Source organism: Pseudomonas sp. C2.3V, assembly GCF_058536325.1.
In genome coordinates, this window is record NZ_JBZUBN010000001.1 from 2,436,012 (window position 1) to 2,455,767 (window position 19,756).

22 protein-coding genes and 1 tRNA gene are annotated in these 19,756 nt (G+C 54.1%); 11 read left to right on the forward strand and 12 right to left on the reverse strand.

Annotated elements, in window-relative coordinates; genetic code table 11:
- Window positions 1-31: 31 nt before the first annotated feature.
- Both AC4LF3_RS11510 and AC4LF3_RS11515 read left to right on the forward strand, forming a co-directional pair.
- On the forward strand, window positions 32-2,467 hold the full coding sequence (locus AC4LF3_RS11510; protein ID WP_010794705.1) for a membrane-bound PQQ-dependent dehydrogenase, glucose/quinate/shikimate family: 2,436 nt from the start codon (window positions 32-34) through the stop codon (window positions 2,465-2,467).
- 444 nt (window positions 2,468-2,911) lie between these two features.
- On the forward strand, window positions 2,912-3,124 hold the full coding sequence (locus AC4LF3_RS11515; protein ID WP_010794706.1) for a cold-shock protein: 213 nt from the start codon (window positions 2,912-2,914) through the stop codon (window positions 3,122-3,124).
- A gap of 67 nt (window positions 3,125-3,191) precedes the next feature.
- On the opposite strand, the gene AC4LF3_RS11520 is transcribed toward AC4LF3_RS11515, so the two are convergent.
- Together AC4LF3_RS11520 and AC4LF3_RS11525 are read right to left on the reverse strand one after the other, a co-directional pair.
- Window positions 3,192-3,422: a hypothetical protein gene (locus AC4LF3_RS11520; protein WP_010794707.1), complete on the reverse strand. Its 231-nt coding sequence runs from the start codon at window positions 3,420-3,422 to the stop codon at window positions 3,192-3,194.
- A gap of 149 nt (window positions 3,423-3,571) precedes the next feature.
- Window positions 3,572-3,913 (reverse strand): I78 family peptidase inhibitor, encoded by a 342-nt coding sequence (locus AC4LF3_RS11525; RefSeq protein ID WP_150347161.1) that lies wholly within the window; start codon window positions 3,911-3,913, stop codon window positions 3,572-3,574.
- A 529-nt stretch (window positions 3,914-4,442) separates the two neighbouring features.
- Between AC4LF3_RS11525 and AC4LF3_RS11530 the strand changes: the two genes are divergently transcribed.
- The 4 genes from AC4LF3_RS11530 (at window position 4,443) to AC4LF3_RS11545 (ending at window position 6,635) form a co-directional block, all read left to right on the forward strand.
- Window positions 4,443-4,679, forward strand: a complete 237-nt coding sequence (locus AC4LF3_RS11530; protein ID WP_491835348.1) for a hypothetical protein — start codon at window positions 4,443-4,445, stop codon at window positions 4,677-4,679.
- 416 nt (window positions 4,680-5,095) lie between these two features.
- Window positions 5,096-5,329, forward strand: coding sequence for a hypothetical protein (locus tag AC4LF3_RS11535; RefSeq protein WP_010794712.1), 234 nt, complete (start codon window positions 5,096-5,098; stop codon window positions 5,327-5,329).
- A 133-nt stretch (window positions 5,330-5,462) separates the two neighbouring features.
- On the forward strand, window positions 5,463-5,777 hold the full coding sequence (locus tag AC4LF3_RS11540) for a hypothetical protein (protein ID WP_010794713.1): 315 nt from the start codon (window positions 5,463-5,465) through the stop codon (window positions 5,775-5,777).
- 165 nt (window positions 5,778-5,942) lie between these two features.
- Window positions 5,943-6,635: an endonuclease gene (locus AC4LF3_RS11545; RefSeq protein ID WP_219653058.1), complete on the forward strand. Its 693-nt coding sequence runs from the start codon at window positions 5,943-5,945 to the stop codon at window positions 6,633-6,635.
- A 65-nt stretch (window positions 6,636-6,700) separates the two neighbouring features.
- On the opposite strand, the gene AC4LF3_RS11550 is transcribed toward AC4LF3_RS11545, so the two are convergent.
- From AC4LF3_RS11550 to AC4LF3_RS11575, 6 genes are all read right to left on the reverse strand, one after another.
- Window positions 6,701-6,922: a hypothetical protein gene (locus AC4LF3_RS11550; RefSeq protein ID WP_073450168.1), complete on the reverse strand. Its 222-nt coding sequence runs from the start codon at window positions 6,920-6,922 to the stop codon at window positions 6,701-6,703.
- Between the two features lie 385 nt (window positions 6,923-7,307).
- Window positions 7,308-7,655 (reverse strand): hypothetical protein, encoded by a 348-nt coding sequence (locus AC4LF3_RS11555; protein WP_010794716.1) that lies wholly within the window; start codon window positions 7,653-7,655, stop codon window positions 7,308-7,310.
- A gap of 164 nt (window positions 7,656-7,819) precedes the next feature.
- A tRNA-Val gene (locus tag AC4LF3_RS11560) sits at window positions 7,820-7,896 on the reverse strand.
- Window positions 7,897-8,501: 605 nt separating this feature from the next.
- Window positions 8,502-9,017 carry a DUF2937 family protein gene (locus tag AC4LF3_RS11565; RefSeq protein WP_407361911.1) on the reverse strand — a complete coding sequence of 172 codons (516 nt, stop codon included), beginning with the start codon at window positions 9,015-9,017 and terminating at the stop codon, window positions 8,502-8,504.
- A gap of 43 nt (window positions 9,018-9,060) precedes the next feature.
- Complete coding sequence (locus AC4LF3_RS11570; protein WP_312272302.1) at window positions 9,061-9,834, reverse strand: class II glutamine amidotransferase; 774 nt, start codon at window positions 9,832-9,834, stop codon at window positions 9,061-9,063.
- Window positions 9,835-10,080: 246 nt separating this feature from the next.
- On the reverse strand, window positions 10,081-10,548 hold the full coding sequence (locus tag AC4LF3_RS11575) for a hypothetical protein (RefSeq protein ID WP_026004109.1): 468 nt from the start codon (window positions 10,546-10,548) through the stop codon (window positions 10,081-10,083).
- 130 nt (window positions 10,549-10,678) lie between these two features.
- Here AC4LF3_RS11575 and AC4LF3_RS11580 point away from each other — a divergent pair, with 130 nt between their 5' ends.
- Window positions 10,679-12,700 carry a S9 family peptidase gene (locus AC4LF3_RS11580; RefSeq protein WP_010794720.1) on the forward strand — a complete coding sequence of 674 codons (2,022 nt, stop codon included), beginning with the start codon at window positions 10,679-10,681 and terminating at the stop codon, window positions 12,698-12,700.
- A gap of 135 nt (window positions 12,701-12,835) precedes the next feature.
- Complete coding sequence (locus AC4LF3_RS11585; protein WP_491835349.1) at window positions 12,836-13,594, forward strand: SRPBCC family protein; 759 nt, start codon at window positions 12,836-12,838, stop codon at window positions 13,592-13,594.
- 1 nt (window position 13,595) lies between these two features.
- Here AC4LF3_RS11585 and AC4LF3_RS11590 read toward each other — a convergent pair whose 3' ends face one another.
- Window positions 13,596-14,045 carry a YcgN family cysteine cluster protein gene (locus tag AC4LF3_RS11590; RefSeq protein ID WP_010794722.1) on the reverse strand — a complete coding sequence of 150 codons (450 nt, stop codon included), beginning with the start codon at window positions 14,043-14,045 and terminating at the stop codon, window positions 13,596-13,598.
- 297 nt (window positions 14,046-14,342) lie between these two features.
- On the opposite strand from AC4LF3_RS11590, the gene AC4LF3_RS11595 reads away from it, so the two are divergent.
- Complete coding sequence (locus AC4LF3_RS11595) at window positions 14,343-14,939, forward strand: nitroreductase family protein (protein WP_010794723.1); 597 nt, start codon at window positions 14,343-14,345, stop codon at window positions 14,937-14,939.
- A gap of 45 nt (window positions 14,940-14,984) precedes the next feature.
- Here AC4LF3_RS11595 and AC4LF3_RS11600 read toward each other — a convergent pair whose 3' ends face one another.
- From AC4LF3_RS11600 to rnd, 3 genes are read right to left on the reverse strand one after another with little or no spacing between them, the layout of a single operon-like run.
- On the reverse strand, window positions 14,985-15,917 hold the full coding sequence (locus tag AC4LF3_RS11600; RefSeq protein WP_125889634.1) for a D-2-hydroxyacid dehydrogenase: 933 nt from the start codon (window positions 15,915-15,917) through the stop codon (window positions 14,985-14,987).
- Between the two features lie 42 nt (window positions 15,918-15,959).
- Entirely contained in the window at window positions 15,960-16,253 is a 294-nt protein-coding gene (locus tag AC4LF3_RS11605; RefSeq protein WP_010794725.1) for a YcgL domain-containing protein, read from the reverse strand.
- A 17-nt stretch (window positions 16,254-16,270) separates the two neighbouring features.
- Entirely contained in the window at window positions 16,271-17,398 is a 1,128-nt protein-coding gene (gene rnd / locus AC4LF3_RS11610) for a ribonuclease D (protein ID WP_010794726.1), read from the reverse strand.
- Between the two features lie 409 nt (window positions 17,399-17,807).
- Here rnd and AC4LF3_RS11615 point away from each other — a divergent pair, with 409 nt between their 5' ends.
- Together AC4LF3_RS11615 and AC4LF3_RS11620 are read left to right on the forward strand one after the other, a co-directional pair.
- Window positions 17,808-18,287: a hypothetical protein gene (locus AC4LF3_RS11615; protein ID WP_010794727.1), complete on the forward strand. Its 480-nt coding sequence runs from the start codon at window positions 17,808-17,810 to the stop codon at window positions 18,285-18,287.
- A gap of 141 nt (window positions 18,288-18,428) precedes the next feature.
- On the forward strand, window positions 18,429-19,724 hold the full coding sequence (locus tag AC4LF3_RS11620) for an outer membrane protein transport protein (RefSeq protein WP_010794728.1): 1,296 nt from the start codon (window positions 18,429-18,431) through the stop codon (window positions 19,722-19,724).
- Window positions 19,725-19,756: the final 32 nt, after the last annotated feature.

Genomic DNA, 19,756 nt, shown 5'->3' on the forward strand with positions numbered 1-19,756 from the left:
AATCCTATTTTAAGAATTTGGTATTGCCTTCATGAACGAAACGACTGGACCGTTTGCAAAAACGCGTCTTTTTTCTACGTTAGTCGGCATCGTCCTTGTGTTGATTGGTCTCGCCATGCTTGTAGGTGGCGTCAAACTGATCACTGTAGGAGGATCCTTCTATTACGCCCTCGCGGGTGCCGGTATTTTCATCACTGGTATCCTTCTCGTGCTTGCCCATCGTGCAGCACTCCCATTGTTTGCGCTCGTTCTGTTTGCCTCAACGCTGTGGGCGCTGTACGAAGTCGGTCTGGACTGGTGGCAACTGGTTCCACGTCTGGCACTGTGGTTTGTAGTAGGCATCGTTCTGCTTTTGCCATGGATACGTCGCCCCATGGCACGTAAGGCGGGTGTCAGCTCAGTAGGCGCCATGCCACTGACCGGCGCGGTCGTTCTGGCCGGTGCTGCTGCAGTCGCCAGTCAATTCACCAATCCACATAACATTGAGGGCAGTCTGGATCGTGCCAGTGCAGGTACAGTGAACGCTGCCCCCACCATGCCCGATGGCGATTGGCAGTCGTATGGGCGTACGTCATTTGGCGACAAATATTCCCCGCTGAATCAGATCACCCCGGAAAACGTGAATCAGCTGGAAGTCGCCTGGACCTATCGTACCGGCGACATTCCCGGGCCGAACGATCCGCAGGAAACCACGGCTGAAAATACGCCCCTCAAGGTCAATGGAAAGCTGTACGTCTGTACGCCGCACAGCCAGGTCATTGCCCTGGACCCCGACTCCGGCAAGGAGCTATGGCGCTTTGATCCCAAGCTGAGCACTCAGAGTGCCGACAGCTTCAAGGGCTGGGCACACATGACCTGCCGTGGCGTGGCCTACCATGATGATGCCGCCTATGCACAGGCGGATGCTCAGGACAATGCGCAGGCAGCGTCTGCCCCAGCAGAGGCTACACCGGTCAGCAACTCCTGCCCTCGCCGTCTGTTCCTGCCCACTGCCGATACTCGCCTGATCGCCATAAATGCCGACACTGGCAAAATGTGCGAAGACTTTGGTGACAAAGGCTCCATCAACCTGGGCGCCAACATCGGCGGCTTCACTGCTGGTGGCTACTACTCCACCTCGCCGCCGTCAGTTACCCGTGACCTGGTCATCATTGGTGGCCATGTAACGGATAACGCCTCTACTGACGAGCCTTCCGGCGTTATTCGTGCCTATGACGTGCACGACGGCCATCTCGTCTGGAATTGGGACAGCGGTAACCCTGAAGCTACCGAGCCGATTCAGCCAGGCCAGACCTACACCCGCAACTCCGCGAACGTATGGTCCGTCATGTCAGTGGACGAAAAACTGGGCCTGATCTATCTGCCAATGGGTAACCAAACACCGGATCAGTACGGTGGCATGCGTACGCCAGAAGCCGAGAAATACAGCGCCGGCGTTGTCGCTCTGGATGTCAATACGGGTAAGGTACGCTGGAATTACCAGTTCACTCACCATGACCTATGGGACATGGACGTAGGTGGGCAGCCCACGCTGATGGATATCAAGACGGCTGACGGCATCAAGCCGGGCCTGATTGCATCCACCAAGCAAGGCAGCCTCTATGTGCTGGATCGCACCAATGGTCAGCCCATCGTTCCCATACACGAGACACCCGTTCCGCAGGGCGCAGTGGAAGGCGATCATACGTCCCCCACGCAGCCAATGTCCGAACTCAACATGATGCCGCAGACACTCAAGGAAGCGGACATGTGGGGCGTGACACCTCTGGATCAGATGCTGTGCCGTATCACGTTCAAATCGCATCGCTATGAAGGCATCTACACGCCGCCTTCCCTGCAGGGTTCGATCGTTTATCCGGGCAACTTCGGTGTATTCGACTGGGGTGGCGTCGCCGTGGATCCTATCCGTCAGGTGATGTTCCTTTCGCCTAGCTACATGGCCTTTACATCCAAGCTTGTCGCACGCGAGGACGTCGAGGGCGGTCCGGCTCGCAAGAGTGAGACAGAGGGCGTTCAGCCAAACAAAGGCGCACCGTACGGTGTGATCATGGGTGCACTGCTGTCCCCGATGGGCCTGCCTTGCCAGTCACCGCCATGGGGTTATGTGGCTGCTGTCGACATGACGACTAATCAGGTCATCTGGAAGCACAAGAACGGCACTGTTCGTGACAGTGCGCCTGTTCCAATGCCGCTCCCCATGGGTGTTCCAGCATTGGGTGGGGCTTTCATGACATCCAGCGGCCTGGCCTTCCTGAGCGGTACGCTAGACCAGTACCTGCGTGCCTACGATGTTCGTAACGGTAAGCAGCTGTGGGAAGGTCGCCTGCCTGCAGGTGGCCAGACAACCCCCATGACCTACACTGGCAAGGATGGACGTCAGTACATCCTGGTTTATGCGGGTGGGCATGGCTCTCTAGGCACTCGTCAGGGCGACTATGTAATCGCCTTTGCACTGCCTCAGAAGTAAAAGCCTGATAGCAGGCGGGGCTTATCTGTAGCCCCGCCTGCTTTCACCCTTCAAGCTGACATCTCTTCAAACTGCTCCGCCTTACGCCCTTCTCTTCCAACTGTCGTTTCGCTGTACCAGACGTCACATTTTCAAAAAAATAGATCACTGTACTTTTCTTTGAATTTTTAGCCAGTTCAAGGAAATAAATACGTTTTTTAGTGGTCTATATCGCTGACCGGACAGCCTGCAATCATGGGTTTGATCATTAGATGAACTTTTGGTCTTTTCAAATGCTCATATATGATCGTAATATGATCCTGCTGTGCCCGTGCATTACTGTGAATCGCAACATGGTGTTTAGATACAGATCCAACATCGTTACGACTCCGTTACACTCAGTGCTCAGTCTCGGTCAAGACTTCCCTTTACCGAAACTTAATTTTTGAAAAGGTAAAAAACACCATGGCTAATCGCGAAACCGGTACTGTTAAGTGGTTCAACGATGAGAAAGGTTTTGGCTTCATCACCCCGTCCTCCGGCGGTGCTGATCTGTTCGTTCACTTCCGCCAGATCAAGGCTGCCGGCTTCAAGAGCCTGAAAGAAGGTCAGGCTGTATCTTTCGTGGCTGCCAAAGGCCAGAAAGGTATGGAAGCACAAGAGGTTGAAGTGGTTTAATCCACTTCCCTTGAAAAAGCCCCGTCCATGACGGGGCTTTTTTTATGCCTGAATCAAATGCAAAGGCTTAGTCAAACAGGGGTTGGCTATCTGCACTGATACCCGTCATCTTCTGCAGGATCTCATCCGCCGCACGCTCGGCCTCCATAAGGTCCGTAAAGGTACGGTCTGTCGCTACTCGGTGCAGAGCTTCCTCTTCCTTTCCATGCCCTTGTATGGCAATAAAGGCTTCGATGCCTGTTTCGCTTTCTACCGCACTTGCCCAGGCGCGGTGATCGCCAAAGATTCGCAATCCCATCAATTTCTCCTCTCGTCTAATCCGTGTTCATAAGATAGACACAGGCCAAAGCCATCCTATCCACAACGAGAGTAGATTGATCGATTCAGAGTAGACTCAGGCAGACCAACCTGATCAGAGGCATCAGTGTTGGCCCGCCCTCGGATGTATCAGCCACAACGAGCCGTCTTGATCACAAGCGCCTCATCAGTGGTAACCGTCAGGCGCTCAGAGTTGAAATCCATCGTCATGGCATCATCCGGACGCACAAGACGTGTAATCCTTGCACCAGAACGCTCTTGAAGCTGCTTGAAGAGTTCAGGAGTGGCCGTCTTACCTACCGCATATTGTGCAGCATCGGAATTACAACCACTTCCAAGTGAGGATGCGGATGTAGCTGCATCACTGCTTCGGGTACGTTCGTTACTGCCGGACTCTGGAGAGCTGCTACAGGCACTTACAAGAACCAAGGAAGAAATTAACGCTGCCAGGGAACTCAACTTCCAAGTCATTACACTGCCTTATCGTTTACATAAAGCTCTACCATACGGACTCGAAGCACCCGGCAACAAGGGCTACTTTGTAAATATGGCTTACCGTCTTCAAGAGGGAGCGTGCGTGCTCCACCGTACCAGAAAGAAACCGACCAGTAGCAAGAAGCCAACAACCAAGGTATTAAGCTCGAAAAGACTTTGAATACCTAGACGGGAAGCAATGCGGCGAGCTATGAAATAGCGCCATGTCATTTGAGGGCCAAACATGGCCATCAGAAGACAGACAAAGAGAATCCCTTGAACTACCCATCGGCATGTATACATGCAGCATTAAACCCTCTCCTAAATTAGGGCGAGATTTTCAGTGCGCCTATCAATGCTCACAATTCACATCAGTCGAAAGTGTGACGTACTTACCTTAGCAAAATGCAAAACCCATGCGTTTACGCCTGGAAGCCATTCAGGCTGCCTTTGTAAGGAATGAATTCATTATTAGCCCGTCAAAAGAGATGGCTTCATCGAATTACACCACTAAGGGAGTACGATCATGAACAATGCAGGCAACCTGGTTATTACCTATGAAGAGGCAGGAGAACCAAGAGAACTGGCAATAGCCGACGCGCCGACTGATGTCGATGAAGGCACTGTCCTTTTGTACGTACTGAAACAGCATGGAGGCGAGAGCTTGGAACTGGATTTCCCCCCCTATAGTGACGAACTCAACAAGCGTCGTCTGCGTGCACAAAAGCTCAACCTGCTTAACATCGACTGGGCTTATCGCTAGGCATCCGCCTGCCCTGCTAGATGGGCCTTGCTACGCTTGACAGCCTGTCCTGCTTTTTCGAATCATGCACGACTCATTTATAAATCAGTTCGCTATAAATGAGTCGGCAACGTCTGGTTATTTGTTCTCTGCGTCCTCATCAGACTCCAGAGGAACAGGAGCCTCTTTAGGGTTAGGCTGAATCTCAGGGTCGACGTCGATCTGGTCAGGATTTATATGATCAGTTTCAGGCATGTTGGCATCTCCAAGAAGTAAGCAGCAATATTTTGGGCATTCATACCGGGTATTGGTTCTTACCTTTCTCTGCCCTTAAGCGCGTTATAATGAGAATAGAGGCAAGCCAATACGCATCGAGTCATGTCTTTCGTATCGCCTACTGCCGATCAGCATTCATTCGCTTTACCTAGAGAGTCCATATGTTACGCACAGTATTGTTTTTGGCGTTGACTGCATTCATCGCCTGCGCCTTTGGGATGTTACTTCTGGGTAATGCCTACTGGTTTACAACAGGCGGCTGTCCTTCGCATGGCGGTGTTGCTGAAATATGTGATCAAACCAAAGCCAGAATTCAGTTGGGCTTCGGTATTGCAACGATGATTGTGGCCACTATCGCCATGATTGTCTGCATCGTTAGAGACACCCGAAAATAGAGATTCTTAACGGCTTTAACCTGCAAAATAGATATCTTTAACAATTAAAGGCTCAAACAGCGCTTCCTATCGAACTACTGTATAAACTTAATGTCAGTGTGCCATCCTAAATAGTCGTTCTAAGCATACTGACATGCAACCCTCTCGCTACGATGCCGCCCGCTCCAGAATACAAGCTGCCCTGGCACCCTTGGAATGCCATTTCACCAACCGTGATTCTCGCGGTACCTTTGCCTTTAAAGCGATAGATCCTCAGGGAGTTATCCACTTTGAATCCGGGCGTATCCGTACCGCGATCTACTGCAATCCTACTTCCCTACACCACCTTCTGGTCGCCGCCCGTAAAAAACTGCTGGCTCAAAACATTGAGCTGGAGTCCTGGGACGAGCGCCTTACTCTTGAGATGATTGGGCAGTGGGAAAAGGCAGCCAAGCGTACACGTCGCTAATCCTGTCGCTAGCGGGTTACATGACAGTAAGTCGCTAGCAATTACCCTCTCGCCAAATAGCTGTCTATCCATACAGTGAACCATTTCTCATTTTAGTCCTACTGCCTTCCTCAAACCCAACGCTGCCCGTTACCATCCGCGCCGATTTACTTATCGAGCACGGCCATGTTTCGTATTTTTTCTCTGATTTCTTTCTTCTTTTTTATCATTCCGGCTCATGCAGAAGCGCCTCGCACGTTTCGCGAAGCCAAAGTGATAGGCGCCAAAGTCTACAAGCAGCAACCTGTAGATTTTTATTGCGGCTGCCACTACTCCGGCAAGACGGTGGACCTGAAAAGTTGTGGCTATGTGCCCCGCAAAAATGCGACCAGAGCCTCTCGCATCGAATGGGAGCACATCGTGCCTGCCTGGGTTATCGGCCATCAGCGCCAGTGCTGGCAAAAAGGAGGAAGAAAAAACTGTACTTCAAGCGATCCGGTTTACCAGAAAGCCGAAGCTGATTTGTTCAACCTGGTACCGGTCATCGGTGAAGTGAATGGCGACCGCAGCAATTTTGCGTTCGGCTGGCTGCCACAGAAACCGACCCAGTATGGAGCCTGCCAGATGGTGGTCGACTTCAAGGCCAAAAAAGCCATGCCCCGCCCAGAAATCCGCGGCATGATTGCGCGCACCTACCTATACATGAGCGAACGGTATGACTTGCGCTTATCCAAGCAGGACCAACAGTTGTATTCAGCCTGGAACAAGCAATACCCGGCCGAGCGGTGGGAGCGCCAACGAAACCAGCGCTTGGCGTGCATTATGGGTCACGGCAATAAATACGTTGGAAACGTCGATCTCAAGGCCTGTCGTACCTAAGATCACTGATCATCCTGTAGCGCTGACTGCTAACCAACGCTACAGGACAGGCGAATTGAAAGAGTTCAGGCAGGAGGGGAAGAGGAAAGAATCTGGATGGTCATTGCTACCAGAAGTGTTACGAGACCAAACAGAAGCAGTACGACGCGCCCCCACCATGTATGGTTATTCTTGACACCCACGATCAGCGCTATTCCCAGAATAGCCAGCGTAGCCGGCAGGTAACGAACCGCCCAGAGCATTACCCAAAAAATCCTTTCCCATACGTGGATCAACACGTCCTGCATTTCTACTTCCCGCGAAGAATTATTGTCAGGCTTTCATTTTACAGACCGGACACTCATGCACCCAACCTGAATGCCTACCAATGCCGCGACCATTCATCTGCCATTGCAGCCGCCCTTACCTGCCCACTTCAAGTTTCGCCTGTTACGCCGATATGTCATGTAGCTCAGGCATATTTCCGGCCTTAATGTCCCACTCATCACATAGCGAATTCATACAGGCAGTCACTCGCGATGATCAGTAAAAAGCCCTTCACGCCCACCGAAAAATTTCTCTACGTTTCCGTCCCGGTCGTTTGGGTCATTTTATTCGGCGCACTTTTCTCATACCTCTAGATGACTGAGAGCGTGCTCTCGAAACAACCTAAAGGGCACGCTGCTTAACCCGTTAGTCAATGCAATACTTAACCGCCTCGCGAACATCGCTGGGCCGAAGAGGATTGTTAGCCATGCGTTCGTGCAGTGTGATGTGACTGCCACGAGAGCTATCGTCTACATGGATAACCGCAGCAGGAATAGAAGAAACCTTGGATGGCACAATAATTCTTTGCTCGCTAGCTGTTCCTGCCAGCGTTGCAGGCGCCCGACTTTTAGCCAGTCGATCAACCAGGCATTGGGTATAGGCCTGAACGTCCTTACCTGATCTGACATCCATTGAAGGCGGACTTTGCTCCAGATCTTTTACGCTTGCACACCCGGCGAGTAGAAGCACGGCTCCTACACAAAACCATTTCATTACCCACTCCTGGCACCGTGACTCGTCAGTCAGAAGACCTGACGTTATACGTCAATTTGAGAACATTATTGAGCTGTGTTTGAGACGAAATGTTTTAACGACCCAAACAAAAAAGCCGATCCTTTCGGATCGGCTTCTTGCCCCGCCAGCAGTGCGGGAATATTTGGTAGGCACGATTGGACTCGAACCAACGACCCCCACCATGTCAAGGTGGTGCTCTAACCAGCTGAGCTACGTGCCTGCTGTGGGTGCGCATTTTACGGAATCAGACTGGGTCGTCAAGCCTTTTTTCTTCTAAATTACTGAAAAGACGAAAATTTATTGGCATAGCCTGAAATCCGGTAATTCCCTAGTGAGAGAACTGAACCTTAAATGGCTTGGCAACCGGATAGGCTAGATCTTCTCCCTTGCATACCGACAACCTCCGCTCAAATAGCCCTTCAGCCAACTTGATGACTACAGTAACTTTCGCCTACGGAGAAACCTGTTGCCTCGGCCAGAGGCCGCGCAAGTCTGCCATTCCACCATATCCCTGGGACGATGGCTTATCACCTCGCGCCCTACCTTGCGCCCTTTTTCAGCGACTCGCTCAATCGACAGCGGACTTGTATCTTTCAAAGCCACTACCGGCTCATCTATGCACCTGACCAACGCATACAAAGTACCTATGCCGTATCGGTCAAGAAGATGCTCGGCAGTGATACGGATATGGATCAGCGTCATGGTTATCACGAAGCGTGCTGAAATCAGGCCCACTAAAGCAGGCGACTGCCGGTCGATAGAGGCAGTTGTCCACATTGCAGGCTGAGCGACACAAAAAAGGCCGGAATTTTCCGGCCTTTCAATTTAGACGAGACGTCGGGCTGGCCTACGCCGCGGCATGATAAGTACAGCCGATGCCAAGGCGATGGCCTCGATGATCCAGGACAGTAAAAAGGCACAGGCCAGCCCCCAACCAATACATTCAGGCGTCAGGACAACCTGATAACGGTAGCCTTGCCACGTCTCTTCAAGTATTGCTGGGTTAGCCTTGGTAAAGACATGCCAGGCGCGCTCATACCAGCGGCCCTGCAATGCCTGCCATTGCGAATCGAGCATTTGCTCACGGCGCATCAGCATGCCAAGGCTATCGGCATCGCTCTGGAAGACCGGATCATCACTGGCACGATAATGGGCTACCAGACGATCCATATCACCGCCAAAAAACTCGCCTGCCGTTTTGCGATACCCTTCCAATGCCTGATGGGCTTCAAGGCGATGGGCCTCGATACGCTGGCTGTAATCAGTGATAAACCCTGGTATCTGCACACCAACCAGAAGGCCTAGCGCAAACAGGATTAGCCGGATGTAACTACGCAGCATCATAACTCCTTGCGTATTGAATAGCAGGCTTCGCTACAACCGCTTAGACCCGCCCCTGGGTGACGATTTCGCCATCCCACCATAATTTCCACTCACCAGGCTGATGAAGCGCCCAGGTTTCGTTGGCCGTCAAAGGCTCTGTCGCAATCACTGTAACCACATCATCAGGCGTTGTTTCAGCCTTGAAATCTACCGTCAGGTCGGCGTCCTTCAAGTGCGCCGGACCAAACGGGGCCCGTCGCGTAATGTGGGCTAACTTGGTCGAACAAAACGTGAACAGCCAGTCACCGTCACTCAGTAGACAGTTGAACACACCAAAGCGGCGAAAGTGATCGCAAGTTCCGACCAGAACAGGCAGGAGCATTTCGACAGGCACCGGATCGGGAAAACGCCGCCTGACCTCATTAAGCAGATGACAGAATGCCGCCTCACTGTCCGTGTCCCCTACTGGCTGGAACAGACCGGGATCTGGTACGAACTCGTTGAGCTGGCCATTATGGGCAAAACACCAATAGCGCCCTCCCAGCTCCCGAACGAAAGGGTGTGTATTGGCAAGGTTTACCGAGCCAACGTTGGCATGGCGAATATGCGCGATAACCGTGCGACTCTTGAGCGGATAGCCCTGGATCATGCGAGCCACTTCGGAATCCGCTCCCGGCATGGAATCCTTGAACATGTGCAGTCCGCGTCCTTCGTACAGCGCCACGCCCCAGCCGTCCCGGTGGGGACCGGTACGTCCTCCTCGCTGCATCAGCCCCGTCAGGCTGAAGGTGATATCGGTAGGAACATTGGCACTCATGCCCAACAATTCACACATATCCAGACCTCATTCGATACGGCACGAGAGATGCTCTAATAGCAGGCCCTCTGCCAGACAATGAGTATGTCCAAGAAACAGTTTTGAATCAGCTGTTTGACGACGATACGGCAATAAAACGGCTACCTGACGGTACTCCCGGCGGCTTCCTATCATTCACTTGTCTTATGAACATACATAGAGATGGACCCAGCCAGACGGAGAACATTCGCCCCAGCCTGCAAACAGACAAGGGCGGCGTGATAGCTACAGGCGCGGCTCGATGCGCGTACGACGCTCTGGGACCCGTGATGGTGGGGATGATGGCGAGGGGTTGTTCGCTGCCGTGGGAGCAGGCTGGTCGGCAGGCGGTGGTGTCTGGTTGGCAGCCTCATCATTGCGTCGGGAGCGTTGAAACAGCCAGCGGATCAGCGCGAAGATGAAATATGCCGCGAATGCGATACACCCATACAGCGCCATTTCCGCCACAGCCCGCCAGGCGCTGTTTCCTACATGGAAGCCGAGATCCATGACGACAATGGCGCTGGAGGGTGCGTAAAAGCTGTGCTCAGGGTCTGCTATCGTCGGAGAGAACAGTATCAGGGCAACAATCAAACGGATGGGTTCTCGCAGCCAACGCCACATCCAGCCGGTCGCTTTGAAACACACCCATAGACAGCCTAGTGCGGCAACACCATAGACAGCCCAGGCAATCAGGTAATCGTGCTCAGTCATTTCGATACATGGCGGGTCTATAAAAAGGATGCCTATGATAGCGACTTTTGCACGGTTGGGCGCCCCTACTCGCGCCCTGCCCATGCACAGACACCTCAAAACCGGTCCACCGACACCTAAGGAGTCACCCATGACACAACCTCCTCTCGCTCAACGTACGCACGGCGCAGATCCCTACGTTTGGCTGGAGAAACGCGATGATCCTGAAGTGCTGGCTTATCTGAAAGCTGAAAATGCTTATCTGGACGAGGTGTTGCAGCCGGAAGCCGCGCTGCGTGAGACACTTTTCCAGGAGATCAAGGGACGCATCCGGGAGACGGACCTGTCACTGCCGGTACCGTACAAAGATTATCTCTACTACCACCGAACCCGCGCCGGTGATGAATATGCGCGCCATTACCGCTGCCCTCGCCCCCGGGACGGCTCGCTGACCATCGATGAGCCCCAGGAGGAATTGCTACTCGACGCCAATGAACTGGCCGGTGGTGGATTTCTGTCAATTGGCCGTTTCACGCTCAGCCCTGATCAGACCAAGCTGGGTTACAGCCTGGACCAGACTGGTGACGAAACCTATCGTCTATTTATAAAAGACCTGGCATCAGGCGACTTGACCGAACTTCCTTTCAATGACTGCGATGGCAGCATGACCTGGGCTGGCGATAGCCAAACCCTGTTTTTCGGAGAGCGTGACGAGGCTCATCGTCCTCACAAGCTCTATCGCTATCGCCTGGGTGACCAAGAGGCGCAAATGGTCTTTCACGAGACGGATGGCCGCTTCTTTATTGGATGCTACCGCTCAAGCTCCGAGCGCAAGCTGATTCTCCTTTCCCACAGCAAGACCACCAGTGAAGCCTGGGTCATGGACGCGGACCGGCCAAGCGAGGCTTTCGTCTGTGTAGCCCCTCGTCAGGAAGGTCATGAGTACTTCCCTGATCATGGAGCTGATGGCTGGATGATTCGAAGCAACCAGGCAGGTATCAACTATGCCCTGTATCAAGCGCCAGATGACATGCCCAGCCGCGAGCACTGGGAGCTGCTGGTTCCACATGATCCCGAGCGCATGCTCGAAGAGGTAAACCTCAATGCCAACGGCTATATCCTGAATCTGCGCGAGTCAGGTCTGCCGGTGCTCGAGGTACGCCCTAAAAACGCACCTGCCTATCGGGTACAGTTACCCGACGAGATTTACAACCTTGGGATGATCGACGTGCTGGAGTTTGACAGCCCGGTCATGCGTTTGCGTTATGAGTCACTCAATCGCCCTGCACAGGTACGCCAACTAGACCTTGCCACCGGCGAACAACAGGTCTTGAAGGAAGTCCCGGTAGAGGGGCCGTTCGACGCCGACGACTATGTCAGTCGACGTTTGTGGGCTACGGCGCCAGATGGCACACAGATCCCGATCAGCCTGGTCATGCGCAAGGATCGGGTGGGCCAGCCTACCCCGTTGTACCTGTATGGTTATGGCGCCTATGGTCACAGCCTCGATCCCTGGTTCTCCCATGCGCGCTTGAGTCTGCTGGACCGTGGCTTCACCTTTGCCATCGCACATGTGCGAGGCGGTGGTGAATTAGGTGAGGCCTGGTATCAGGCGGGCAAGCTGGAAAACAAGCAGAACACGTTCGATGACTTTATTGCCTGCGCCGAACACCTGATCGAGCAGAGCCATACCACCGCCTCGCAGTTGTGCATCAGCGGCGGTAGTGCTGGCGGCCTGTTGATTGGCGCTGTGCTCAATCAGCGGCCTGATCTGTTTGCGGCAGCCATTGCAGAAGTCCCGTTCGTGGATGTGCTTAATACGATGCTCAAGCCCGACCTTCCCCTGACCGTCACCGAGTACGATGAATGGGGCAATCCAGGTGAGGCCGATGTATACGCCCGCATCGCTGCGTATGCGCCTTACGAAAATGTAAAGGCCCAGGCTTATCCAGCCTTGCTGGCCGTAGCAGGCTATCACGACACTCGCGTGCAGTACTGGGAAGCGGCCAAATGGGTAGCCAAGCTCAGAGCCACGCGCACGAATGATGCCTTGCTGCTACTCAAGACCGAGTTTGGCGCAGGTCACGGCGGCATGAGCGGCCGTTATCAGGCGCTACGTGACGTAGCACTTGAGTACGCTTTCCTGCTCAAGGTTCTTGGACTGAGTCACTGATACGCTTCCAGCAGGCAGAGCATCAGACCCTGCCTGCTGGAAACGCTCCGATCTGTTAACCAGCTATCGATCCCACCGGAACAGCTTTGTCTTGGCGCGGTCTTTTTGTAATTGCCTGTCATCAAGGAGCTTGCCATGTTGGGCCGCCGTGCTACCCGGAACAGCCATCTTTCAGACCGCGTGCAAAATGTGGGGGGACTTGAGCGTGTTGCCTCCCTGACAGGGGGTGGCCTGCTATTGATCAAGGGACTACGACAGGGCGGCCTGCTCGGGGTTGCCAGGATGGCGGTCGGGGCGTTGGCACTTTACCGAGGTTATTCAGGGCATTGTGCTGCCAAACAAGCGTTGAGCCATAGTGAGTTTGAACGCCAGCTGATGCGCGACTATCACTGGAAAAATGCCAAGACCGAGTCTTGCTGTGTGGTTATCAATCGACCCAAGGACGAGCTCTATCAGTTTTGGCGCAACTTCAAGAACCTGCCTGCATTCATGGAGCTGATCCAGCGCATCGACATCCTGGACGACAAACGCTCTCACTGGATGATTCAAGGCCCAACCGGCCCGCTGGAGTGGGATTCAGTCATCACGGAGGACGAGCCTGGCAACTTGATTGGATGGCGCTCCATCGCCGGCGGTGATCTCAATACGATGGGCTGGGTAGCCTTCAATGAGCGTCCTGATGGCAGTACCGAAGTCGAAACCCTGATTGCCTATGATCCGCCAGGCGGCGTACTGGGGCACAGCCTCGCCAAGATCATGAAACGCGATCCGGCGTCACAGGCTTCCCGAGACCTGACTCATCTGAAACGCTTGATGGAAAGTGCGGCCAGCGCCACGCAGACGGTAACCGTTACCGGAAACGCATCGCTGACCGATCCGTCCCCGGTGGGCTGACTCAGCCCGCCCGAAAGATCATATAGTCTTCCCAGTCCTCTTCCGCTACCTGGGTTTCACTCAGCATGCGGCCCGACTGGGAGATTCCGGCATCATGTACGGCGCTTTCGTCTCCCGAGACCAAGGGATGCCAGAGCGGCAGGTCCTTGCCTTCTGACACCAGGCGATAGCCACAGGTGGGCGGCAGCCACTTGAATTCATCAGCCTGTCCTGGGGTGAGCTGAATACAATCAGCCACAAACTGCTTCCGTTCGGCGTAGCGGGTGCACTTGCAGGTTTTCAGGTCCAGTAATTTGCAGGCGATACGCGTGTAATACACGCTGCCATCGTCCTCATCCTCCAGCTTTTGCAGACAGCACAAGCCACAGCCGTCGCATAAGGACTCCCACTCCCCCTGGTCGAGCTGGTCTAGGGTCTTGCGTTTCCAGAAAGGTCGAGTGATATCAGCCATGAACGTAGTCGGTTGCGAAAAGCGCGCAGTCTAGTCCTCATGCACGAATCGGCCAAGCACCGCTCGTGCAGCTTGTCGCCGCAGCCTTCTGGAGGTTAACGTTACAGGGCTTCTCCAGATGCGCAGCTCATGGGCCTGCCTGAGCGTAAAATGTGACGAACCCATGCGCAGGCGAAACAGCATCCGCGGCCAGAATGGCTGAAGTCAGGATGATGGCTTCTGCATGGCGTGCCTCATATCATTTCCTTCAGGCCGAACCAGGGCGACGCGTAACACTTTACCTGCATAGGACGTCACATGACCGCTAGCACTCGTGTTCCGCAGTATGAAGTCGACCCGCAATTCGTCCAACGGTGGTCTCCCCGCGCCTTCAGTGATGCCGCTATAGAAGAAAACCAGTTGATGAGTATCTTCGAGGCCGCTCGCTGGGCGCCCTCGGCCTACAATGCTCAGCCCTGGCGCTTCCTCTATGCTCGCCGTGGCTCTGCGCACTGGGATACCTTTCTCAAGCTGATCAGTGAATATAACCGTAGCTGGGCACAACATGCTGCGGCGTTGGTCATCGTCTTGTCCAAGACCACCTTCGTACCGCCCGGCGGTAGCGATGAGGTTCCGCTGGGTAGCCATAGTTTTGATACCGGCGCAGCCTGGGGCTTTATGTCTCTACAGGCTGGCAAGCTGGGCTTTCATACCCACGGGATGGCAGGTATCGAGTACGACCTAATTCGTCAGGAGCTGAAAGTACCCACCGATCTCAAGATCGAAATGGCAATTGCCATTGGCAAGCTGGGCGACAAGTCGTCTTTGTCTGAGAAATTACAGGCCCGTGAGCTGCCTAGCCCACGTCGGCCAGTCGAAGAGTTGGCTGCCGAAGGCCCTTACACTCTCGGCTAATGCCGCCACAGAGCCGGCTTACGAATAGGCCGGCTCTGCACGCAATCAATACCCTTGCTTGAAATCCACCTGCCCTTTCAATGCCTCTCCATTGCGGTAGCGGCTCAGGTTTTCAAGAAAGAGTCGGGCAATATAAGGGGGCGAAGACACTGCCGCGGTATGGCTGGTAATGATCAGTCCAGGCGCCGACCAGAACGCATGAGTCTTAGGCAGCGGCTCCTCTCGAAAAACATCGAGCACGGCGCCGGCCAGGTATTTCTGCTCCAATGCTGTTACCAGATCGGCATCCACAACGGCAGTGCCACGTCCTGCATTTACGAACAGTGCCGAAGGCTTCAGTTGTTTGAACAGGTCAAGCGTATAGAGATCACGCGTATGCGAAGTGTCAGGTAAAAGGTTGATGAGGTAGTCAGCTTTCGAGGCCTCACGACTCAGGTCCTCAAGACCATGCACGTCAAGAAAGCCGGGCAGTGCGCGCGGGCTTCTGGCAATACCGTAGAGCTCAACTCCAAAAGGCGCTAGAAAGCGTGCTACATCCTGGCCAATGTCACCGGCCCCGACAATCAGAACACGTCGCCCTGCCAGCGAGCCGGGGGTGCAGGCTTCCCAAAGTCGATCCGCCTGTTTTCGAGCGCGCTCCAAGAGACATCGCTCATGGGCAAGCAGATAGCCGAGCACATACTCGCTCATCAGCTGCCCGAACACGCCCACTGCGCGCGTGAGCACATAGTCCTGTGTTAACCCGGAGGCCAGTAGCGGCCGGATGCCCGCCCAGGTGGACTGAACCCATGAGGGCTTGAGCCCCTGATCCAGAAGCTTTGCGACGAGATCTGGCTGCCCTAGCCAGATCTGGCACTCGGCAGCCACGCCTGCCACCTTTTCCGGATCATTACCTCCGACTATTTCCAGAGAGGCGTCCAACCCATGCAACGCGGTGAAATAGTCCTGATAACTGTCTTCCAACAACAAGAAACGCATGATCTGGTCTTTCCTTGACAAGCAATGGTGATGACTGTCGCGTTACATGGGGTCGTTCATACGCAGCAAATGCTCAGGCAGATGCTCAATGTACTCCTCCTGAGGTGGTGGCATCTGCAGGTGATAACCCTGCTTCTCCAAATTTTCCAAAACCTTTGCAGTGTCTTCGCGCTCCAGCTGTCGTTCCGGCGTAAGAACGAATTCAAACGTAAGCTGAGGGGTACCAAAGGCTGCAATCAACCCTTCTGGTACGCGAGCAAGCCCGTCACGCTTGTCGACGTAGAGGTACATTTCGCTTTTGCGCGGGCTTTTGTAAATGGAACAGATTCGTTTCATGGGTACTCCGGATAACATCAGGTTCGCAAGGCAGCTAGGCGATCCAGCAAGGCCTGCCCCATCAACTCGCGGCGCCATCCGCGCAGCGTGTCGGGTAAAACATATTGACCATCCGGCCAGCCACTCTTGATCAAGGCTTCCAGTACTTTCTTTCGCAGCATGAGTTCAGGCGCCATGGTCAGGCGCTCAGCTTCACTCTGGCCAATGAGACGAAGGTCCTTCAGAATCGGCGAGATTTCCGGAGGCAGCGGCTCGGATAACGGCTCAGGCCATTGATCCGGAGACGTCTTGGCGGCCTCGCTGATCAGCTCGATCAGGTGATCGCCGTATTGACGTACAGTACGAGGATGCATGTCATCGATACGGGCCAGCGCGACCTTGTCCTTGGGCTGAAGTCGCGCCAGAGGCCACAGGGAGCGCTCGCGCACAATACGATTGCGAGGCTGGTTACATAACCTTGCCTCCTGCTCGCGCCACGCACAGATGGCCCTTAGCACAGCCAGCTGCTGACGTGACAGACGCCAGCCCAGCTTGACATCTTTATACGCCTGATAGGGGTCCGACTCCTGCTTAAGGTTGGCTACCAGCTCACGGCCATCTTCCAAGAGCCATCCCCGCTTCGTCTGATCCAGGCGCTCAGACAACGCCAGATACAATTCCGCCAGATGCTCCACGTCAGCCGCGGCATAGCGCTCTTGTAGCTCCGTCAGTGGGCGCTGAAGCCAGTCCGAGCGTGTCTCGTCCTTGGGCAAGGCGATACCTAACAGTTCGTGTACCAGACGCGAATATCCCATCGAATGACCCAACCCCAAATAGGCAGCCGCCAGCTGCGTATCGAATAGCGGCTCGGGGAGGCTTCCGGTCAGCTTGAGCAGAACCTCAAGGTCCTCACTGCAGGCATGAAGGACTTTTGTGACCTGCTTGTCTTCCAACAGCCCAGACAACGGCGCCCAGTCACTGATCGTCAATGGGTCGATCAGAAAAGCGCCCTGCCCGTCGCCGACCTGAAGGAGGCCCGCAATGGGATAGAAGGTATCGACCCGCATGAACTCGGTGTCGAGCACGATGAAGGGCAAGGTGCGCCAGAACGCGCATTGTCGAGCAAGGCTGGCATCGTCTTTGAGCCATTGGATAGCAAGAGCCACGTAAATCCTCCAGTACTGTTACCGGAAGTATATCCATCCTGAAGCATTCAGGCAGATCAAAGGCCCAGATTAAGCCGCTTAATGCTTATCAAGCGTCCCGATTTGCCACATTTGAGGCGCTTCGTTGTCTTAGAACATAGGGCAGGCTGCACGGCATGACCAGACAGGCACCAGCCTGCCGAGGCGACCGCCATCCGAACCTGGCGGCATGAGTCTAACGTGACCAAGCGGAATATGGGCAGGGATGAAAACTTCAAAATCGTCTAAGGGCTTAGGTTTACGTGCGAAACTTAAAGCTAAACTTGAAGTTCAAGGCCTAACGTCAAGAGAAGTCGGGGCTACACGAAAACAACATCAACCGACCAGGCATTCGACTCGAGCGGGTCATTGTCTTAGTGATGAGGTAGCCATGGGAATCGCTGCATGCGAATTGAGTCAGTATGTTATTCGTCCCACCCTGGTCTATCTAGACCGCTATTCCCTGGCAGCAGAGGCCATGCTGCTGGCCACCGCCGCCACGCAGTCTGCGCTAGGCGCCACGCTTGAAACACAGCAATACCACGGTATTTACCGAATTTCCGCCGAACGGCATGCCGCCCTCTGGGATTACTATCTGGCCCGCGACCCTGAGCTGGCCAGCCTTGTCCGAGGCCTCGCCAGTCAACATGCCTTTTTCGGGGCGCCTCATCTGGAGCTGACCGTCAACCTTCGTTATGCCACAGCAATCGCCTGGCTCATGATCGAAGAATCACGCCTGCCCTTACCGGAGCCTGACGACCATCAAGGGCAGGCCCGGTTATGGCGTAAGGTTTTCAATCCTAGAGGCCGTCTTCATGACTTTCACATGGCCTGGCAGCGCTGCAGCGAGACGTGGAACCAGGTAGCCTGAGTATGACCCGGTAGTCTTTTTTGAATAACGGCCAATAGACTGTTAAAACCTTTTTTGAGCGATACGCTCGTCGTGGCTGTTGGTAAAAGGTCACCGTTCTGATAGTTTCCGCCCGCGTCATCTTCTGGAGTTGCGCTAACAATGAAAACAACAGGGTTGAAAACAGCAATTGCGCTGGCTGTCGCCAGTTTTTCTAGCCTTAGCCTTGCCAACGGCATTGCCATCAACGAGCAAAGCGCCAGTGGCATGGGGACCTCCTTTGCCGGTCGTTCGTCCTCTGCATTGGATGCTTCGACCGTTTTTGGTAACCCGGCTGGCATGTCCAAGCTCAAGCGTACTGAAATCAGCGGCGGAGCGGCCGTAATTGATGCCAGTAGCGATTTTAGTAATGTACGCTCGAATGCGCGTGGCACCAACGAAGGGGATATGGTGCCAACATCCGCCGTTCCGTTCGGCTACGTTGTAACACCACTTAATGATGATTGGCACTTTGGTCTGGGTATCTATGTACCCTACGCGCTGATCAGTGACTATGAAAATAGTTTCCAGGGTCGTTATCACGGATCGTACAGCAAGGTTGAGGTCATTACAGTCCAACCAACGCTGAGCTACAAGATCAATGACCGCGTATCCGTTGGCTTTGGCCCTACGATCAACCGAATAGCAGGCAAGCTGGAAAGCAACTTGTCCCTTGCGCCCTTGGGCGGCGGTGATGCGGAAGTTAAAATCAAGGGCGATGATGTTGCGCTGGGCTACAACATTGGCGTGCTGGCCGATGTAACGGATCAGTTAGCGGTCGGGGTCACCTATCACTCCAAAGTGAAATACAAGTTGGAAGGCCATACCAAGGCCAGTGGCGTGTCCAGTCTATCTCCCGTCGTCAATCGTCTGATCAGCCCGCTGAATGGCAAGTACGATGCCGAGCTGGATATCACTACCCCTGAATCGCTGGATACATCCTTTACTTACAAGCTTGACGATCGCTGGACACTATACGGTGGCGCAACCTGGACCCGCTGGAGCCGTCTGGACAAGCTGGAAGTACAAAACAGTGGAACACCTACAGTACCTACTCTGGGCAATGTCCTTGGCACAGTGGATGAAGAACTCAAATGGCACGACACTTGGTCCTATGCCATCGGCGCTTCCTATCAGCTGAACCCCCAATGGGTACTGCGCACTGGTTTCGCAATCGATCCGTCGCCAACCGACAACGAATACCGCAACGTGCGTATTCCGGTGGGTAATCGCAAGACCGTATCGATTGGTGCAGGCTGGTCTCCTTCGCCTGATCTGACCGTTGATGTTGCCTATGCCTACCTGTGGGAAGACAAGGCGTCAATCAATCGTGAAGCGACTGCTTTGCAGCCGGCCTACAGTGCTAAGGTTGAAAACAGCGCCCATGGCTTGGCCGCTCAGGTCAGCTATCGCTTCTGATAGACATGTATGAAAAAACGCCGCCCTTGAGG

Excerpts from the sequence above, each read along its gene's own strand:
- AC4LF3_RS11510 (WP_010794705.1), top strand. The coding sequence starts at position 32 with ATGAACGAAACGACTGGACCGTTTGCAAAAACGCGTCTTTTTTCTACG.
- AC4LF3_RS11515 (WP_010794706.1), top strand. The coding sequence starts at position 2,912 with ATGGCTAATCGCGAAACCGGTACTGTTAAGTGGTTCAACGATGAGAAA.
- AC4LF3_RS11520 (WP_010794707.1), bottom strand. The coding sequence starts at position 3,422 with ATGGGATTGCGAATCTTTGGCGATCACCGCGCCTGGGCAAGTGCGGTA.
- AC4LF3_RS11525 (WP_150347161.1), bottom strand. The coding sequence starts at position 3,913 with ATGACTTGGAAGTTGAGTTCCCTGGCAGCGTTAATTTCTTCCTTGGTT.
- AC4LF3_RS11530 (WP_491835348.1), top strand. The coding sequence starts at position 4,443 with ATGAACAATGCAGGCAACCTGGTTATTACCTATGAAGAGGCAGGAGAA.
- AC4LF3_RS11535 (WP_010794712.1), top strand. The coding sequence starts at position 5,096 with ATGTTACGCACAGTATTGTTTTTGGCGTTGACTGCATTCATCGCCTGC.
- AC4LF3_RS11540 (WP_010794713.1), top strand. The coding sequence starts at position 5,463 with ATGCAACCCTCTCGCTACGATGCCGCCCGCTCCAGAATACAAGCTGCC.
- AC4LF3_RS11545 (WP_219653058.1), top strand. The coding sequence starts at position 5,943 with ATGTTTCGTATTTTTTCTCTGATTTCTTTCTTCTTTTTTATCATTCCG.
- AC4LF3_RS11550 (WP_073450168.1), bottom strand. The coding sequence starts at position 6,922 with ATGCAGGACGTGTTGATCCACGTATGGGAAAGGATTTTTTGGGTAATG.
- AC4LF3_RS11555 (WP_010794716.1), bottom strand. The coding sequence starts at position 7,655 with ATGAAATGGTTTTGTGTAGGAGCCGTGCTTCTACTCGCCGGGTGTGCA.
- AC4LF3_RS11565 (WP_407361911.1), bottom strand. The coding sequence starts at position 9,017 with ATGCTGCGTAGTTACATCCGGCTAATCCTGTTTGCGCTAGGCCTTCTG.
- AC4LF3_RS11570 (WP_312272302.1), bottom strand. The coding sequence starts at position 9,834 with ATGTGTGAATTGTTGGGCATGAGTGCCAATGTTCCTACCGATATCACC.
- AC4LF3_RS11575 (WP_026004109.1), bottom strand. The coding sequence starts at position 10,548 with ATGACTGAGCACGATTACCTGATTGCCTGGGCTGTCTATGGTGTTGCC.
- AC4LF3_RS11580 (WP_010794720.1), top strand. The coding sequence starts at position 10,679 with ATGACACAACCTCCTCTCGCTCAACGTACGCACGGCGCAGATCCCTAC.
- AC4LF3_RS11585 (WP_491835349.1), top strand. The coding sequence starts at position 12,836 with ATGTTGGGCCGCCGTGCTACCCGGAACAGCCATCTTTCAGACCGCGTG.
- AC4LF3_RS11590 (WP_010794722.1), bottom strand. The coding sequence starts at position 14,045 with ATGGCTGATATCACTCGACCTTTCTGGAAACGCAAGACCCTAGACCAG.
- AC4LF3_RS11595 (WP_010794723.1), top strand. The coding sequence starts at position 14,343 with ATGACCGCTAGCACTCGTGTTCCGCAGTATGAAGTCGACCCGCAATTC.
- AC4LF3_RS11600 (WP_125889634.1), bottom strand. The coding sequence starts at position 15,917 with ATGCGTTTCTTGTTGTTGGAAGACAGTTATCAGGACTATTTCACCGCG.
- AC4LF3_RS11605 (WP_010794725.1), bottom strand. The coding sequence starts at position 16,253 with ATGAAACGAATCTGTTCCATTTACAAAAGCCCGCGCAAAAGCGAAATG.
- AC4LF3_RS11615 (WP_010794727.1), top strand. The coding sequence starts at position 17,808 with ATGGGAATCGCTGCATGCGAATTGAGTCAGTATGTTATTCGTCCCACC.
- AC4LF3_RS11620 (WP_010794728.1), top strand. The coding sequence starts at position 18,429 with ATGAAAACAACAGGGTTGAAAACAGCAATTGCGCTGGCTGTCGCCAGT.